Raw genomic sequence first — 16,999 nt, 5'->3', positions numbered from 1 at the left:
TAGTTTGATTAGTGTAGCACTTACCAAAGGTAGAATAGAAAAAGATGCTGTAAAAATATTTGAAAAAGCAGGTTTTGGAATAGAAGAATTAAAGGATAAGGGAAGAAAGTTGGTATTTGAAGACACTAAGGAGGAAATAAGATATTTTTTAGTAAAAGCAAATGATGCAGTAACATATGTTGAACATGGTGTTGCAGATATAGCAATAGTAGGAAAAGATACATTGTTAGAAAAGGGTGAAAATTATTATGAAGTTTTAGACTTAGGAATAGGTAAGTGTAAGTTTATAGTAGCAACTATGCCAGATACTAATATTTTTAATAAAATTGGCCATATAAAAATAGGAAGTAAGTATCCAAGTGTTTCTAAAAATTATTTTGAAGGAAAGGGAATGGATGTTGAAATAATAAAAATTGAGGGTTCGGTAGAACTTGCACCTATATTAGGAATTAGCGAAGGAATAGTAGATATAATGGAAACCGGAACAACATTAAAGGAAAATGGACTAGTTGTTGTTGATGAAATTTGTGATATAAGTGCAAGAGTTATTGTTAATAAGTCAAGCTTTAAGTTAAAAAGAAATGAAATAAATGAAGTTATAGATAAAATAAGAATAGCATGTAAAAGTTAATGTTTATTATATAAAACTAAAGGGGGCAAGTTAATATGATGGACATAATAGAATTAAATAATAAAAGTATAAGTGATACTATATCAATTATAAAAAAAAGAAGTAATACTTTAAATATAAGAAAAAGTGTAGAAGATATAATAGGGAACGTTAAAGATTTTGGGGATAAAGCTTTAAGGGAGTATACTTTAAATTTTGATAAGGTATATATTGAAACTTTTAAAGTAGAAGAGGAAGAGATAAATAAGGCTTATAATAAAGTTGATGTAGAATTTATAGAAGTATTAAAAGAAAGTATAGAAAATATAAAAGAATATCATGAAAGACAAAAAAAGACAGGCTATATATATAACAAAGAGTTAGGAGTATATATGGGACAAAGATTAATACCTGTAGATACTGTAGCTATATATGTTCCTGGAGGAAAGGCAGCTTATCCTTCCTCTGTTTTAATGAATGCGATTCCAGCAAAGGTTGCAGGAGTAAAAGAGATTGTATTAGTTACACCACCAGATAAAAATGGTTTTATAAATAATAAAATATTAGTTGCAGCTAAATTATGTGGAATAAATAAAATTTATAAATTAGGAGGAGCACAAGCGATAGCAGCTATGGCTTATGGAACTGAAAGTATAGATAGTGTTTCTATGATTGTAGGACCAGGAAATGCCTTTGTAGCTGAAGCTAAGAGACAGGTTTATGGTGATGTTGGAATTGATATGGTAGCAGGGCCTAGTGAAATTTTAGTTATTGCAGATGAAAAAGCAAATCCTAAATATATTGCAGCGGATTTAATGTCTCAGGCAGAGCATGATGAATTAGCATCATCAATATTGATTACAACATCTAAAAATTTAGCTAAGAAAGTTAATGAAGAAATTAAATTACAAATTGAAAAATTAAATAGAAAAGAAATAATTGAAAATTCTCTTATTAATTTTGGAAAAATAATAGTTTGCAATTCTATAAGAGAAGGTATTGAAGTTGCAAATTTAATAGCTCCAGAACATTTAGAGCTTTTAGTAGAAAATCCTATGGAATATTTATCAGAAGTTAAAAATGCAGGTTCAGTATTTTTAGGAAAATATACTCCAGAGCCTATAGGTGATTACTTTGGAGGCACTAATCATGTATTACCAACAGGTGGTACTGCAAAATTTTCATCACCATTATCAGTAGATACATTTATGAAAAAATCATCATTTTTATATTATTCAAAAGATGCTATACAAAAAGATGGAGAAAAGATAATTAGATTTGCAAATGAGGAAGGTTTAACTGCCCATGCAAATTCAATAAAGGTAAGATTAGATAATGAAGAAGATAAATAGTTATAATTATAAATTAAATAATAATATGAAAATAAGATTAAATGCAAACGAAAGCTATAAGAATATAAGTAATGATGACTTAAAAGAAATTATTATGGGTATTGAAGGCTTTAATTTTAATAGGTATCCAGATAGTGAAAGCAATGAGTTAAGAGAAAGCTATGCAAAGATAATTGGAGTAAGTAAGGAAAATTTAATTGCGGGAAATGGCTCTGATGAAATGATTTCCTTAATTATTAGTTCTCAAATTACTAGCAAAAATATTGTATTAACTATAAGTCCAGATTTTTCAATGTATGATTTTTATACATCTATTAATGATGGAATAATAAAAAAATATAATACAAAAGAAGATGGAGATTTTTCTATTGAAGAATTTGTTAAGTTTGGAAAAGTAATTTCTCCAAAGGTTATTATATTTTCAAATCCAAATAATCCAACAGGACATGCAATTAGTAATGAAGAAATACTTTATATATTAGATTCTTTTAAAGATAGTTTAGTTGTGATTGATGAAGCTTATCATGAATTTTATGGACAAAGTGTTGTTAAGTATATAGAAGAGTATAAAAATTTAGTTGTAACTAGAACTTTATCTAAGGCTTGGGGATTGGCTGCTTTAAGGGTAGGTTTTTTAATTGCAAATAAGAAGTTAGTAGAAGAATTAAATAAGGGAAAGCCACCATATAACTTAAATTCATTTTCACAAGCTATAGCATGTTATGTTTTAAATAAACAAGAAAAAGTATTCAAAAATATAGAGGAAGTAATTTTTGAAAGGGAAAAATTATATAAAAACTTAAAGTATATAGAAAAGTTAAGTAATAATGAAATAAGATTTTATAAATCAAATACTAATTTTATTTTTGGTAGATCGGATAAAAAGGATAAAATTAAAAAAATTTTAGAAGATAGAGATATATTAATTAGATATTTTAATGATGATAGTTTTAGAATAAGTATTGGTTCAGCTTTGGAAAATGAGCTAGTTTTTGATGCATTAGAAGAGTATGTATTAAATATGGGGGAAGATTATGGGGAGAGTATCAAAAATTAAAAGAGATACAAAAGAAACTAATATAAATTTAAATATTAATTTAGATGGTGATGGAAATAGTAGTATTAAAACAGAAATAGGTTTTTTTAATCATATGCTAACTTTGATGTCATTTCATAGTAATATTGATTTTAACTTAGAAGCTAATGGAGATTTATATGTATGTGATCATCATTTAATCGAAGATGTTGGTATTTGTTTAGGAAAATGTTTAAAGGAAGCATTAGGAGATAAAAAAGGCATAAAAAGATATAGTACAGTTTTTATTCCTATGGATGAAGCTTTAATAATGGTTTCTATAGATATTAGTGGAAGAGCATTTTTACACTTTGAAGGCGATTTTAAGCGTGAAAATATAGGTGGATTTTCTGTAGAAATGGTTAAGGAGTTTTTTAGAGCTGTTGCATTTAATTCAGAAATAACTCTTCATATAAAAGTGTTATATGGAGAAAATGATCACCATAAAATTGAAGGAATTTTTAAAGCTTTTGGTAGAGGATTAAAAGAAGCAGTAAAAATAGAAAATAATATAATACCATCATCAAAGGGGTGTATATAGATATTTAAATAAAAGTTTTTAGGGGTTGAAAATTAATATGATTGTTATTATTGATTATGGTATGGGAAATTTGAAAAATGTTTATAATGCATTAAAATATTTAAATATACAATCAAAAATATCTAATGAAATAAAAGATATAAAGGTGGCAGATAAATTAATTTTGCCAGGGGTTGGAGCTTTTAATAAAGCTATGGATAATCTTAATAATTTAGGATTAAGTAATGTTATAAAAGAAAAAGTTAATAGTGGAACTCCATTACTAGGAATATGCTTAGGTATGCAAATGATATTTAAAAAGGGATATGAAAATGGAATTTGTGAGGGGCTAGGTTTTATAGATGGGGAAGTTAAGCTTTTAGAGCCTAGGGAAAAGGTTAAGATACCTCATATAGGATGGAATAAATTAGAATATAATAAAAAGAATAATTTAATTAATGGTTTAGATGAAAATAGTTTTGTATATTACGTACACAGTTATGCTGTGACAAATATAAAAGATGAAAATTTGATAGGGTTTTCAAATTATGGAGGAATTAAGGTACCATCAATGGTTTTTAATGGTAATGTTTATGGTACTCAATTTCATCCAGAGAAAAGTGGTGAAGTAGGACTTAAAATACTTAAGAATTTTGGGGGTGAATAAAATGATTGTAATTCCAGCAATAGATATAATTAAAGGAAATGCAGTTAGATTATATCAGGGTGATTATAGAAAAAAAGAAGTTGTAGGATATGACATACTTAAAATAGCAAAAGAATTTGAAAAAGATGGGGCAGAATATATTCATTTAGTAGATTTAGATGGAGCAAAAAGAGGAAGACTTGTAAATAAAAAAATAATATTTAATTTAGCTAAAGAACTTAATACTAAAATAGAAGTTGGTGGAGGAATTAGAAAATATAAAGATGTTGAGGACTTGATTAATCATGGTATAAGTAGAGTAATTTTAGGTACGGCAGCTTTAGAAAATGAAGAGTTTGTTTCAAAGGTAGTAAAAGATTTTGGAGAAAAAATTGCAGTTGGAGTTGATTGTAGAAGCGGATATATATGTACAAAGGGATGGTTAAAAGAAAGTAATGTACATTATATAGACTTTTGCAAAAAGATGGAGAGTTTAGGAATTAAAAATATAATCTTAACAGATATAAGCAAGGATGGAACATTAGAAGGAAGTAATATATCTTTAGTAAAGCAACTTAAAGAGTATGTATCAATGAATATTACTGCATCAGGTGGAGTTAAAGATTATTATGATATTAAAAAGCTTAATGATTTAGACTTATATGGTGTAATTATAGGTAAAGCATTGTATTCAGGAAATATTGATTTAAAGAAAGCAATAAATTTATGTAATAAGTAGGTTTAAATTTTTATCAAAATAAGGGGGCAGAAATGCATACAAAAAGAATTATACCTTGTTTAGATGTTAGAAATGGGAATGTTGTCAAGGGGATAAATTTTGTAGGAATCAAAGAAGTAGGCGACCCAGTAGATTTAGGTGAGTATTATTATAAGCAAGGGGCAGATGAACTTGTTTTTTTAGACATAACAGCAAGTCATGAAGATAGAGGAATAATTGAAAGTGTAGTAGAAAAGGTTGCAGAAAAAATATTTATACCATTTACAGTTGGCGGAGGGATAAAAAGTGTTGATGATATAAGAAGAATACTTAGGGCAGGAGCAGATAAGGTTAGTCTTAATTCGGCAGCAGTAAAAAATAAAAATCTTATAAGTGAAGGTGCAACATATTTTGGAAGTCAATGTATAGTATTAGCAGTAGATGCTAAAAGGAGAAAAGATAATTCAGGTTGGAATGTATTTATAAATGGTGGAAGAATAGATACAGGAATAGATGCTATAAAGTGGATAAGGGAAGCTGTTAACCTTGGAGCGGGAGAAATATTACTTACTTCTATGGATGCAGATGGAACAAAAAATGGATTTGATTTAGAGTTAACTAAAAGGGTAAGTGAAGTTATAAATGTGCCTATAATTGCATCAGGTGGATGTGGAAGTTTAAAGGATTTTAAAGAGGTATTTAATATAGGAAATGCTGATGCAGCATTAGCAGCATCATTATTTCATTATGGGGAGCTTACAATAAAAGAAGTAAAAGAATACCTTAAAGAAAACAAGGTTGAAATTAGAACAATATAATACTAGGGGGAATTATGAATAGTGAAGTTGATGCTAGTAAAATTGTATTAGATTTTGAAAAAGGCAATGGACTTATACCAACTATAATTCAAGATTATTATAGTAATGAGGTTTTGATGTTAGCATATATGACAAAAGAAAGCTTTGAATTAACAAAAAGTACAAACAAAACTTGGTTTTATAGTAGAAGTAGAAATGAATTATGGAATAAAGGAGCAACTTCGGGTAATTTTCAAGAAGTAAAAGAGATTTTCTGTGATTGTGATAATGATACTTTGTTAATAAAGGTAAAGCAAAATGGAGTAGCTTGCCATACGGGAAAAATGAGTTGTTTTTTTAGGAGGATTACTTAAAATGGTATTAGATGATTTATATGAAATAATTAAGGAGAGAAAAAACAACGGAGAAGAAGGGTCATATACTAGATATTTATTTGAAAAAGGTACAGATAAGATATTAAAAAAGGTTGGAGAAGAATGCACCGAGGTTATTATTGCATCAAAGGGAAATAACAAAGAGGAAATTGTTAATGAAATATGTGATTTAACTTATCATGTACTAGTGTTAATGGCAGATAAAAATATTGATATTGAAGAAATAAAAGGTGAGTTAATTAATAGAAGAAACAAAATTAATAATTTTAAGGGTGAAAGAAAAAATATAGAAAAATTATAGATATTTAATTATAAAATTTGTATAAGAAAATATATATAAATATAATTTTATATGATTTGTTATTACAGGCTTTATATATTTAAAAGGAGCTATTATATTATTGAATTAAAAATTTTCAATATGATATGGCTCCTTATGTTATAATAATTTTATTACATAACTTTTATAAATTTTTAATAGGAGAATAGTAAAAATGATTAAAGCAGTTATATTTGATTTAGATGGAACATTACTAGATACATTAGAAGATTTAGCAAATGCATGTAATTATGCATTAAAGGTTTCTGGTTTTAAAACTCATAATATAAAGGATTATATTAGATTTGTGGGAAATGGAAGATATAAATTAATTGAACGTATAGTACCAGAGAATTATAAAAAAGATAAAGAAACTATAAATAAGGTTTTAGGATTATTTGATGAGTATTATGAAGCTCATATGATTGATATGACTAAGCCTTATGATGGAATTATTGAAATGATAAATGAGTTAAAGCAAAAAAATATAAAAATGGCAGTAGTGTCAAATAAGCCACATGAGTTTGCAGAAGTTGTAGTAAAAAAATATTTTGGAGATTTGTTTGAAATAGCATATGGACAAAGACCAAACCATCCAACTAAGCCTGATCCTAAAACAGTTTATGAAGTAATATATTCTTTAGACATTAAGAAGGATGAGTGTATATATGTTGGTGATTCTGATGTAGATATACATACTGCAAAAAATGCTGGAGTTAAGTCTGTAGGAGTAGCTTGGGGATTTAGGGGAGAGAAAGAGTTAAAAGAAGCTGGTGCAGATTATATAATAAAAGCTCCAATAGAGTTATTAGAAATACTATAATTAATTTTAAATATATTTTTTTAAAATAGATGTATAAGAGTTATTTTATACATCTATTTTAATTTTATTGTATTAATAGAAAAATATTGACAATCTAAACTAAAGCCTTTATTATCAATAAATATAATAAAACTAGAATACTAACAAATAGGTAAACTAAATATAGTATTTATTTAAAATTTAAATTGAGTATACATTTATGTATATAAATATGTTAGGGGGATAAAATGAATAACACTTTTTCATCAGATTTTATAATGATAACAAATTTTAAAACAATATTATTTATTATTCTTCTTGTAGCTATATTATTTGGAGTAAATATTATGGCTAAAAAGAAAATTAAGTTTTCAATGAGAATGATAGTCTCTACTATTGCTGGATTAATATTAGGAGTAATAATCCAAGTATCAGCAGGATTTCCAAATAATCCGGGGGAAGTTCAATGGATTAATGAAGTAAATAAATGGTATGGTCTTATTGGATATGGATTTATGGACTTATTAAAAATGCTTGTAGTTCCTTTAATATTTGTATCTATTATAAGAGTTATTATTAATATGAAAGAGGGAGAAAACCTTGGAAAGTTAACAAGTAAATCCTTGCTTATATTATTAGGAACAACAGCTATTGCTGCAATTGTTGGAATTATAGTAGGAAATTTATTTAAGCTTGGAGTTTCAGCTAATATAGTTGAAGGTACAAATGAAATAAGAGAAATAACACCAGTAGTTGATACTTTAAGAGGATTACTTCCAGCGAATCCTATAGCTTCAATGGCAGAAGGAAATGTAGTAGCGGTAGTAATTTTTGCAGCATTCATTGGAAATTCAATGAAGATACTAAACAAAAAATATAGTGATGTTATTAAACCGGTAGTTGATTTAGTTAATGCTTCTTATAAAATAATAACTAGTATGGCAATGACTATTATGAAGCTTATGCCTTATGCAGTTGTGGCATTACTTGCTAGTACAATAGCAGGAAGAGGATTAATTGCATTAAAAGAGGTTATGGGATTTATAGTAGCTTTATATTTAAGCATAGTTATTGTATTTATTATACATTTAATAATTCTTTCAATATTAGGAATTAATCCAGTTAAATATGTTAGAAAATCTATGGAACCACTAATACTAGCATTTACTTCTCGCTCAAGTTTAGGGACATTACCAGTTACGATTGAAACATTAACAGATGGAATTGGAGTAGATAATGGAATAGCTTCTTTTGTAGGGAGTTTAGGTTCAAATATAGGTATGAATGGATGTGCTGCTATTTATCCAGCTTTAATGGCAATAACTTTAGCAAACATGTCAGGAACAAAAATGGATATAAGTTTTTATGGAATGCTTATAGTAATAATAGTGATAGGTTCTTTAGGAATTGCAGGATTACCAGGTAGTGCTACTATGGCAGTTTCGGTAGTTATATCTGGTATGGGAATGGGATCATATTTCCCATTAGCAGGTGGAATAATAGCAATTGATCCTATACTAGATATGGGGCGTACAATGTTAAATGTAAATGGAACTATGGTTACAGCTGTAGTTGTAGGAAAAAGCTGTAATAAGATAGATAAGGAAAAGTTAAATAAAGATTAATGTAAAAATTTAAGATAACCAATATTAAAATTACTTTATAGTTTTGATATTGGTTATTTTTTTCTTTGAATACTAAAACTATGGAAACAATGTTCAGGAATATTATAGAAATTGAATTTTTAAAGATGAAATTTTATAAATTTTTATCAAAAATTAGATAATATTTAATTCTAGCGTCTTTTGATATAAGTGAAAATATAGTAAAATATAATTTATGTAATACAGAATATTTTTATAATTAACTTTATTTAATAATTATATATAAATTAATATAAATAGTGTAAAAATTATGATTTTAAAACTATAATTTTATTTTAAAGTCTACAATGTTACATTTAATAGTGGTTTATATTAAATATTATGAGAGGAGATAAGAAAATGGCATATAAAAAGAAAAAGTACAAAAAGAGCAAAAAATCAATTGGATATAGAAGTAGATTGTATATTGTTTCAATTATTGTATTTTGTTTATTAGGATTTCTTGTATTAAGATTAGCTTGGGTAATGTTAGTAAGTGGACGTGCCTTGGAAGCAAAAGCAAATTCAGAATGGCAAAAGGAAGTTAGTGTAACATCGACAAGAGGAAATATTTTAGATAGAAATGGCTCTGTATTAGTATCTTCAGCTAATGTATATAGAATAGATTTTGATTTAGATACTGTTAGAAATGATATTAAAAAGAAAAATTTAACTATGAATGATATAGCAACTCAAATTGCAGAGGTAACAGAATTATCAGTTGATAATGTGTTAAAAGCATTAAATAGAAAAAATTCAGACGGAAGTGATGCTAGCTATTCTCCTTTAATTAGAGGAGTTACTAAAGCAGTTGCTGATAGTGCAAGTGATTTAGGTATATATGGCCTTATTGTTTCAAGGGATGTAAAGAGATATTATCCAAATGAAAACTTTTTGGCAAGTGCATTAGGTGGAATTAATTCTGAAGGAGCAGGATTAACAGGTATAGAATTACAATATGATGAATATTTAGCTGGAATTGCGGGAATGAAAATAGGTGCTTATGATAGTAGAGGAAATAGACTTCCTTTTGATACTTATAAATTTACTCCTGCTATAGATGGTAGCGATATTGTAACAACAGTAGATGAAAATTTACAATACATAGCTGAAAAAATTGCACAAAAGGGATTAGATGAACATAATGCAAAAGGGGTTCATGTACTTATTATGAATCCTAATAATGGAGAAATTTTAGCAATGGTAAATAAGCCAGATTACGATCCTAATGATCCGTTTTCAGGATATGAAGGATTTGATGGTGAAACTGACAATGATAAAATTCAAAATATGTGGAGAAACTGGCTAGTAAGTGATACATTTGAGCCAGGTTCAACATTTAAAACTATAACAATGATTGCAGCTTTAGAAGAAAAGTTAGTTAATGATAATGATACTTTTACTTGTAATGGGTCTGTTAAGTTTGGAAATACTAATGTTCATTGTTGGAAGCATGAAGGACATGGAACACAAACTTTAGCAGAAGTTTTAAAAAACTCTTGTAATGTTGGTATGATGGAAATAGGGGAGAGACTAGGTATTGATACTTTAAATGAGTATATATATAAATTAGGGTTTGGAAAAACAACTGGAATTGATTTACCAGGAGAAGCATCTGGAATAGTTAAAACAACTGATACAGTATCAGCAATTGACTTAGCAACAATATCTTTTGGACAAACTAATACTGTCACAGCACTTCAACTTATGTCAGCATTTAATGCTATAGCTAATGGGGGGGATCTTATTCAACCACATATAGTTAAGGAAATTTCACATGAAGATGAAAGTGGAAATAGAGTTATTGATGAAACTATAAATCCAACAATAAAAAAAGATTTATTATCAGATGAAAATACAGCATTACTTAGAAGTTATTTAGAGAGAGCAGTTACTAAGGATGCTCCAGAAGGAACATTTGTACAAGGATATAATTTTGGAGGAAAGACAGGAACAGCTCAAAAGGTTGATCCTAATACAGGAACGTATTCAACTAATAAATATATATCATCTATGGTTGCTTTAGCACCAGTAGAAAATCCTCAAATAACAGTATTTATAGCTGTTGATGAGCCAAGTAATGGATTGTATTATGGTGGAGAGGTAGCAGCACCATTAATGAAGGAATTATTTGAAGAAGTATTTAAATATATGGATTCACCACTTGCAAAAGAGAGATTTTCTATTTATAAAAATGTTATAATTCCAGATGTAAGAGGAAAATCTATAGAAGATGCAAAAAAATTATTAAAAGAAAATGGATTAGAAGCAGAAGTTAAAGGAAAAGGAAAAACTATTGTTTCAATGGACTCATATCCAGGAGCTACAGTAAAAGAGGGAACTACTATTTCTATTACAGCTAAGGATAATGGACAAGTAGGAAAAGAAGTTATAATGCCAGAATTAAAGGGAACTACTAAGGAATTTGCAAGCTCTATTTTAGATAATCTTGGACTGGTTTATAAATTTGAGGGAGAAGGAATTGTTCACTCTCAAAGCATAACTGCTGGAAATAAGATTGTAAAAGGTACAGAAGTTACAATAACGTTAAATAAAGAATATGAATATTAAATATTGTATGCTGGAGAGGATAATATGAGTAGTAATAGAAAAAGGTTAAAAAAAGGGCAACGTAAAAAGAAAATAAATAGAAAATCTAATTTAGGTTCTGTTAATTTGTACATACTGTATTCTGTATTAGCACTTGTAGCAATAGGAATAATCATGGTATTTTCAGCAAGTTATTATGATGCTTTATATAAGCATAAAGATGTATTTTTCTTCTTAAGGAAGGAACTTACATGGGTTCCTGTTGGATTATTAGTATTAGTAATTATGATGCTAGTAGATTATCATAAATTAAAAAATTTAAGTTGGATTGCTTATTGGGGTACTCTATCAACTTTAGTAGCGGTATTATTTGTTGGAAAAGAGGTAAATGGAGCTAGGCGTTGGTTAGATTTAGGGGGGCTTTCTTTTCAACCATCTGAACTTGCTAAATATGTTATAGTATTTTTCCTAGCTATGATTATAGATAGGTATGGAGGGGTAAGTAAAAATTGGAAAATACCGAGTCTATATTTATTTTCAGCAGCTATATTTTCACTACTGGTATATAAAGAAAATAATTTAAGTATCGCAGCTGTTATAATGTTCGTAGCATTTATAATGATTTTTGTATCAGGTATGAATATTAAACAAACATTTAGTTTAATAGGTGGTGGATTAGTAATTGGAACAGTTGGAATTTTTAGTGCAGGTTATAGAATAAAGAGATTTATAAGTTTTTTAAATCCTTGGAAATATGCAGATGATGAGGGATATCAATTAGTACATTCTCTTTATGCTTTAGGATCAGGTGGATTATTTGGCGTAGGTTTGGGAAATTCAAAGCAAAAAGCTTTGTATATGCCAGAACCACATAATGATTTTATATTTGCTATAATAGGTGAAGAATTAGGTCTTATAGGATGTTTAATAGTTATTGCTATATTTATTATATTAATAGTAGCTGGAATAAATGTTGCATCTAGGGCTAAGGATAGGTATGGTAAGCTTTTAGCAACCGGAATAACTTCGGTAATTGCTATACAAGCAATAATCAATATTGCTGTTGTTACTGGAAGTATGCCTGTTACAGGAGTTCCTTTGCCATTTATAAGTTATGGAGGAACTTCCCTTGTATTTAATTTAGCTGCCATGGGAGTATTACTTAATATTTCACGTCAATGTAATAGTCCTAAAGATGAAATTAAAGAAAAGACAACAAAGGATAAAATAAATAAAGAAATACTTTATCAAAATAAATTTTAACAGTATTTTATAAATAAAAAGTTTATAAAAAAGAGTTGTATTAATATTTAATTTAAAAATTAGATATTATACAATTCTTTTTTTTTAAAGTATTTACAAGGATATAATAAGCAATATTTAAAGGTAAGATGGATAAAATATTAATATAATATTAAATTGCTATTTAAAACTAAAGTTGAGGTGTACAATATGAAAATATTAATAATGAGACTAGAACTTAGAGCAGAATGGGTAAATTCATTGAAGGAAAAAAGAATGATAGTATTAAGTTTAACTAAGCGCCTTTCAAATAAATTTAATGTATCAGTTTCAGAAGTTAATTATCAAGATGTACATGAGAAAATTGGAATTGGTATCGTATCAGTTGGAACTACTAAAGAAATATTATATTCTTTAAAAGAAAAAATAATAGACTTTGTTGAAGATAATACTGATGCAGAATTAATAAAAATTGAAGAAGAAATAATTGATTATTAAAATTAAATTTTATTTTATAGATTTTTTAATATGAAAACTTGTTTTAGTACAAAAAATATAAGGAAAATATTGACAAAAGTTTTGTGTTAATATATATTTATATAAACGACACAGAAAAAGGTGATTTTTATACGCACTTGAGTTAATCCTCTAGTGCGTTTTTTATTTCTAAAAATAGGGGGATAATAAGCTATGATTAAGATAAATAATGTACATAAAAGCTTTAATGACGTAGAAGTTTTAAAAGATATTACATTAGAAATAAAAAAAGGAGAGATTTTTGGATTAGTTGGTCATAGTGGGGCGGGAAAATCTACATTATTAAGATGTATAAATGGTTTAGAGACATATGATAAGGGAAGTATAATAGTAAATGAATATAGTGAAGTAAAGTTACTAGATAATAAGTCAGTAAGAAGCTTTAGAAAAAATTTAGGAATGATATTTCAACATTTTTCATTACTTGAAAGAAGAAATGTATATGATAATGTAGCACTGCCATTAGAATGTTTTAAATATTCAAAAGATGATATAGAAAAAAGAGTTTCAGAACTTTTAGAATTAGTTGGATTATCTGATAAGAAAAAAAGTAAACCACGAGAGTTAAGTGGTGGACAAAAGCAGAGGGTTGCAATAGCAAGAGCATTAGCATTAAATCCTGATATACTTTTATGTGATGAAGCTACATCTGCCTTAGATCCAAATACAACAAAATCTATATTAGCTTTATTAAGAGATATTAATGAAAAGTTAGGAATTACAATAATTATTGTTACACATCAAATGGAGGTTGTAAAAGAAATTTGCCAAAGAGTTGCTATTATGGAGAATGGACAAGTTATGGCAATTGGAAAAACTGAAGATTTATTTTTAAAAAATTCTAAAGTATTAAAGTCATTAATTGGTGAAGAAGAAGTATTACCTAATGAAGGAATAAATATTAGATTATTTTTTCCAAAGGATAATTCAAATGATAGTATAATTACTGCAATGGCAAGAGATTTAGATATAGATTTTTCAATCGTATGGGGAAAGTTAGAAAGATTTAGAGATGATGTATTAGGTTCATTAGTTATTAATATAAAAGAAAATCAAAGAAATGAGGTTGAAAAATATTTAACATCTAAAAATATGCCTTGGGAGGTGATTTAAATGGATAAATTTTTAACGTTTTTTACTGAAATATTGATAGAAGCATTAGGACAAACATTATATATGGTAGGTATATCTACTATATTGGCTACACTAATTGGATTTATATTAGCAATTGTATTAGTAATAACAGAAAAAGATGGATTGAAGCCAAACAAGGTTATTAATTCAATTTTAGGATTTATAGTCAATACATTAAGGAGTTTTCCATTTATAATTTTAGTTGTTGCTATTATTCCTTTAACTAGAATGATAGTTGGAAAAAGTATTGGAGAAACAGCAGCTTTAGTTCCTTTAACAATAGGATCAGCTCCGTTTATTGCAAGAGTTATAGAAGGAGCATTAAAGGAAGTTGATAAGGGGCTTATTGAAGCTGCAAAGTCTTTTGGTGCATCAGATTTTCAAATAATTTTTAAAGTTATGATTAAAGAAGCCATGCCTTCTATTATATCAGGGATAACATTATCTATAATATCAATAATTGGCTATTCTGCAATGGCAGGTGCTGTTGGTGCAGGTGGAGTTGGGGCAGTAGCATTAACGTATGGATATCAAAGATTTGATAATGCAGTAATGATATATACTGTAATAACTCTTATAATAATTGTTCAGTTATTACAAGGAGCAGGTAATTTAGCTTATAAAAAATTAAAATAATAGGGTTAAATAGGCAATAATAAAAATTTTATATATAAGTAAATAAGGGGGAAATAAATATGAAGTTTAAAAATTTATTAGCAAGCATATTAAGTGGGGCTTTAGTTTTATCATTAGTTGGATGTGGAAGTAAAGGGGAAACTTCCTTAGAAGATGATAAGAAAATTATAATTGGAGCAACAGCAGTACCACATGCAGAAATTTTAGAAGAAATTAAACCAATATTAAAAGAAAAGGGATATGAATTAGAAATAAAACTATTTGATGATTATTCTTTATTAAATCCAGCTGTGGATGAAGGGTCTTTAGATGCAAACTTTTTTCAGCATATACCTTATTTAGAAGAATCAATTGAAGCAAAAGGATATGATTTAGATTATACAGTTAAGGTTCATATAGAACCAATGGCATTATATTCAAAGAAGGTTAATAATATTTCAGATATAGCTGATGGAGTTGAAATAGCTGTACCAAATGATCCATCTAATGAAGCAAGAGCATTAAAGTTATTAGCTGATAATGACTTAATAGAATTAAATGATTCTGAGCTTCCTACAGTTAAAGATATAACTAAAAATCCTAAAAATTTAAAGGTTAAAGAATTACAAGCAGAGCAATTACCTAGAGTTTTAGAAGATGTTGAGGCAGCAGTAATAAATACAAATTGGGCATTACAAGCAAACTTAAATCCACTAAAAGATTCTTTAGCTATTGAATCAACTGATTCACCATATGCTAATATTTTAGCTGTTAAGAAAGAAAATAAAGAGAGTGATAAAATTAAAGCATTATCTGATACTTTAACTTCAGAAGAGGTAAGAAAATTTATTGAAGAAAAATATGATGGAAGCGTAATTCCTGCTTTTTAGAATGAATTTTTAAAAAATAAATTATTAAGGTCGTTGTATAAAAAAGCAATGACCTTAATATTTTCTATATGGAAGATAATACCTTTAAAAAAGTTAATATATAAAGTATACTTTATATTATAAATTGAATACATAGAAAAATATTACAATATAAGAAAGTTTAAAGGAAGGAAAAGGACAAGCTATGAATATTTCAAATATTAATGTTGGATTAACTGGAGAAAATTTATTAAGTATATATAATGACTTTATATCTATAAAAGAGTTAAATATAGATAGTATAGAAATAAAAGAAGCTATAAAAATAGTAGGTTCATTTACTAAGGGAATTGTTATAAGGTTTGAATGTCAGGTTAGATTAACTTCTATGGAAAATGGATTAATAAAGGGTGAGGTTACTGGATTTAAGGTTTTAAATATAAAAATAGCCTCGTTTTTAAGAAAAATAGCATTAAAATTTGCACTAAAATCTTTAAAGGATATGGGGATAAGCTATGATAGTGGTAAAGTAATTATACAATATAAATATTTATTAAAAGACGTTCCATATGTAGATTTCGATATACATAGTATAAGTTGTTCCTTTGGAGCTTTAAATGTGGAATTAAAAAATATACAAGTATCTTTAGGTGGAGAAATAAAAAAAGAAATAGAACTTTTAAATTTTGAAAAAGAAAAGAAGCTTGAATTTAAAGAGGAAGAAATAAAGAAAACAGAAGATTGTTATACTAAAGGAAGAGAGAAGATAAGTAATAAATTACCTGATAAAGTTAAAAAATATAAAGATTATATATTTATTTTACCTGATGTAGCTGCATTAATTTATAGATTGCTTAAAGATAAGAGAGTAAGCATAAAAACTAAGCTTATAATATCAGCAGCAGTTGCATATATTACAGTTCCAAGTGATTTAATACCAGATAAGCTTCCATTTATGGGTAAAATTGATGATATAGCAATTGGGATATTTGCATTAAATGTAATAATGACTGATGTTCCATTAAATATAATAATGGAAAATTGGCAAGGGAAAAATGATATATTAGTAATAGTTAAAAATGCAATTGAATATGCAACTAATTTTACTGGAGCTAAAAATATAGATAGTATTTATAGGGTAATGGAAGAAATTTTATCAGTTTAAATATTGAAAG

18 protein-coding genes are annotated in these 16,999 nt (G+C 27.3%); all 18 read left to right on the top strand.

Translation table 11 applies throughout. From position 1 onward, the window contains the following. Positions 1-4: 4 nt before the first annotated feature. The 18 genes from hisG to QZ321_RS03300 all read left to right on the top strand — a co-directional run bounded on the left by hisG (position 5) and on the right by QZ321_RS03300 (position 16,989). A complete protein-coding gene (gene hisG, locus QZ321_RS03385; protein ID WP_291739913.1) occupies positions 5-631 on the top strand; it encodes an ATP phosphoribosyltransferase in 627 nt (208 codons plus the stop codon). Between the two features lie 35 nt (positions 632-666). Continuing rightward, positions 667-1,962 carry a histidinol dehydrogenase gene (hisD, locus tag QZ321_RS03380; protein ID WP_291747578.1) on the top strand — a complete coding sequence of 432 codons (1,296 nt, stop codon included), beginning with the start codon at positions 667-669 and terminating at the stop codon, positions 1,960-1,962. After that, complete coding sequence (gene hisC, locus QZ321_RS03375; RefSeq protein ID WP_291747581.1) at positions 1,946-3,019, top strand: histidinol-phosphate transaminase; 1,074 nt, start codon at positions 1,946-1,948, stop codon at positions 3,017-3,019. The genes hisD and hisC overlap by 17 nt, the downstream gene beginning before the upstream one ends. Further along, positions 2,994-3,578, top strand: a complete 585-nt coding sequence (hisB, locus tag QZ321_RS03370; RefSeq protein ID WP_291747689.1) for an imidazoleglycerol-phosphate dehydratase HisB — start codon at positions 2,994-2,996, stop codon at positions 3,576-3,578. The genes hisC and hisB overlap by 26 nt, the downstream gene beginning before the upstream one ends. Before the next feature lie 37 nt (positions 3,579-3,615). After that, positions 3,616-4,224, top strand: a complete 609-nt coding sequence (hisH, locus tag QZ321_RS03365) for an imidazole glycerol phosphate synthase subunit HisH (RefSeq protein WP_291747584.1) — start codon at positions 3,616-3,618, stop codon at positions 4,222-4,224. Position 4,225: 1 nt separating this feature from the next. After that, positions 4,226-4,942, top strand: coding sequence for a 1-(5-phosphoribosyl)-5-[(5-phosphoribosylamino)methylideneamino]imidazole-4-carboxamide isomerase (hisA, locus tag QZ321_RS03360; protein ID WP_291747587.1), 717 nt, complete (start codon positions 4,226-4,228; stop codon positions 4,940-4,942). A 32-nt stretch (positions 4,943-4,974) separates the two neighbouring features. Continuing rightward, entirely contained in the window at positions 4,975-5,739 is a 765-nt protein-coding gene (gene hisF, locus QZ321_RS03355; RefSeq protein ID WP_291747590.1) for an imidazole glycerol phosphate synthase subunit HisF, read from the top strand. 14 nt (positions 5,740-5,753) lie between these two features. Next, positions 5,754-6,092, top strand: a complete 339-nt coding sequence (gene hisI, locus QZ321_RS03350; RefSeq protein WP_291747593.1) for a phosphoribosyl-AMP cyclohydrolase — start codon at positions 5,754-5,756, stop codon at positions 6,090-6,092. Between the two features lies 1 nt (position 6,093). Continuing rightward, entirely contained in the window at positions 6,094-6,414 is a 321-nt protein-coding gene (gene hisE, locus QZ321_RS03345) for a phosphoribosyl-ATP diphosphatase (RefSeq protein WP_291739903.1), read from the top strand. 193 nt (positions 6,415-6,607) lie between these two features. Continuing rightward, the gene (locus QZ321_RS03340) at positions 6,608-7,255 is read left to right on the top strand and encodes an HAD family hydrolase (protein ID WP_291747597.1); all 648 of its coding nucleotides are present in this window, start codon (positions 6,608-6,610) and stop codon (positions 7,253-7,255) included. 227 nt (positions 7,256-7,482) lie between these two features. Beyond that, positions 7,483-8,859, top strand: coding sequence for a cation:dicarboxylase symporter family transporter (locus QZ321_RS03335; RefSeq protein ID WP_291747601.1), 1,377 nt, complete (start codon positions 7,483-7,485; stop codon positions 8,857-8,859). Positions 8,860-9,237: 378 nt separating this feature from the next. Continuing rightward, the gene (locus tag QZ321_RS03330) at positions 9,238-11,448 is read left to right on the top strand and encodes a stage V sporulation protein D (RefSeq protein WP_291747604.1); all 2,211 of its coding nucleotides are present in this window, start codon (positions 9,238-9,240) and stop codon (positions 11,446-11,448) included. Positions 11,449-11,472: 24 nt separating this feature from the next. After that, positions 11,473-12,690, top strand: coding sequence for a putative lipid II flippase FtsW (gene ftsW / locus QZ321_RS03325; protein ID WP_291739897.1), 1,218 nt, complete (start codon positions 11,473-11,475; stop codon positions 12,688-12,690). A gap of 189 nt (positions 12,691-12,879) precedes the next feature. Continuing rightward, positions 12,880-13,167, top strand: a complete 288-nt coding sequence (locus tag QZ321_RS03320; protein ID WP_291739896.1) for a DUF503 domain-containing protein — start codon at positions 12,880-12,882, stop codon at positions 13,165-13,167. A 192-nt stretch (positions 13,168-13,359) separates the two neighbouring features. Further along, the gene (locus QZ321_RS03315; RefSeq protein WP_291747607.1) at positions 13,360-14,319 is read left to right on the top strand and encodes a methionine ABC transporter ATP-binding protein; all 960 of its coding nucleotides are present in this window, start codon (positions 13,360-13,362) and stop codon (positions 14,317-14,319) included. Further along, positions 14,320-14,976 (top strand): methionine ABC transporter permease, encoded by a 657-nt coding sequence (locus QZ321_RS03310; RefSeq protein ID WP_291739893.1) that lies wholly within the window; start codon positions 14,320-14,322, stop codon positions 14,974-14,976. A gap of 59 nt (positions 14,977-15,035) precedes the next feature. Then, the gene (locus QZ321_RS03305; protein WP_291739892.1) at positions 15,036-15,845 is read left to right on the top strand and encodes a MetQ/NlpA family ABC transporter substrate-binding protein; all 810 of its coding nucleotides are present in this window, start codon (positions 15,036-15,038) and stop codon (positions 15,843-15,845) included. A 184-nt stretch (positions 15,846-16,029) separates the two neighbouring features. Beyond that, entirely contained in the window at positions 16,030-16,989 is a 960-nt protein-coding gene (locus QZ321_RS03300) for a YkvA family protein (RefSeq protein WP_291747610.1), read from the top strand. Positions 16,990-16,999: the final 10 nt, after the last annotated feature.

It is taken from the genome of uncultured Clostridium sp. (assembly GCF_910588715.1).
Classification (GTDB): domain Bacteria; phylum Bacillota; class Clostridia; order Clostridiales; family Clostridiaceae; genus Clostridium.
The sequence above is the reverse complement of the archived record's forward strand: the minus strand, read 5'-3'. Positions and strand labels throughout refer to the sequence as shown.

Bases quoted from the DNA above. Each gene is read 5' to 3' on its own strand.
- hisD (WP_291747578.1), top strand. From the start codon at position 667: ATGATGGACATAATAGAATTAAATAATAAAAGTATAAGTGATACTATA.
- hisC (WP_291747581.1), top strand. From the start codon at position 1,946: ATGAAGAAGATAAATAGTTATAATTATAAATTAAATAATAATATGAAA.
- hisI (WP_291747593.1), top strand. From the start codon at position 5,754: ATGAATAGTGAAGTTGATGCTAGTAAAATTGTATTAGATTTTGAAAAA.
- QZ321_RS03305 (WP_291739892.1), top strand. From the start codon at position 15,036: ATGAAGTTTAAAAATTTATTAGCAAGCATATTAAGTGGGGCTTTAGTT.
- QZ321_RS03335 (WP_291747601.1), top strand. From the start codon at position 7,483: ATGAATAACACTTTTTCATCAGATTTTATAATGATAACAAATTTTAAA.
- QZ321_RS03315 (WP_291747607.1), top strand. From the start codon at position 13,360: ATGATTAAGATAAATAATGTACATAAAAGCTTTAATGACGTAGAAGTT.
- ftsW (WP_291739897.1), top strand. From the start codon at position 11,473: ATGAGTAGTAATAGAAAAAGGTTAAAAAAAGGGCAACGTAAAAAGAAA.
- QZ321_RS03320 (WP_291739896.1), top strand. From the start codon at position 12,880: ATGAAAATATTAATAATGAGACTAGAACTTAGAGCAGAATGGGTAAAT.
- hisF (WP_291747590.1), top strand. From the start codon at position 4,975: ATGCATACAAAAAGAATTATACCTTGTTTAGATGTTAGAAATGGGAAT.
- QZ321_RS03330 (WP_291747604.1), top strand. From the start codon at position 9,238: ATGGCATATAAAAAGAAAAAGTACAAAAAGAGCAAAAAATCAATTGGA.
- QZ321_RS03340 (WP_291747597.1), top strand. From the start codon at position 6,608: ATGATTAAAGCAGTTATATTTGATTTAGATGGAACATTACTAGATACA.
- QZ321_RS03300 (WP_291747610.1), top strand. From the start codon at position 16,030: ATGAATATTTCAAATATTAATGTTGGATTAACTGGAGAAAATTTATTA.
- hisE (WP_291739903.1), top strand. From the start codon at position 6,094: ATGGTATTAGATGATTTATATGAAATAATTAAGGAGAGAAAAAACAAC.
- QZ321_RS03310 (WP_291739893.1), top strand. From the start codon at position 14,320: ATGGATAAATTTTTAACGTTTTTTACTGAAATATTGATAGAAGCATTA.
- hisH (WP_291747584.1), top strand. From the start codon at position 3,616: ATGATTGTTATTATTGATTATGGTATGGGAAATTTGAAAAATGTTTAT.
- hisA (WP_291747587.1), top strand. From the start codon at position 4,226: ATGATTGTAATTCCAGCAATAGATATAATTAAAGGAAATGCAGTTAGA.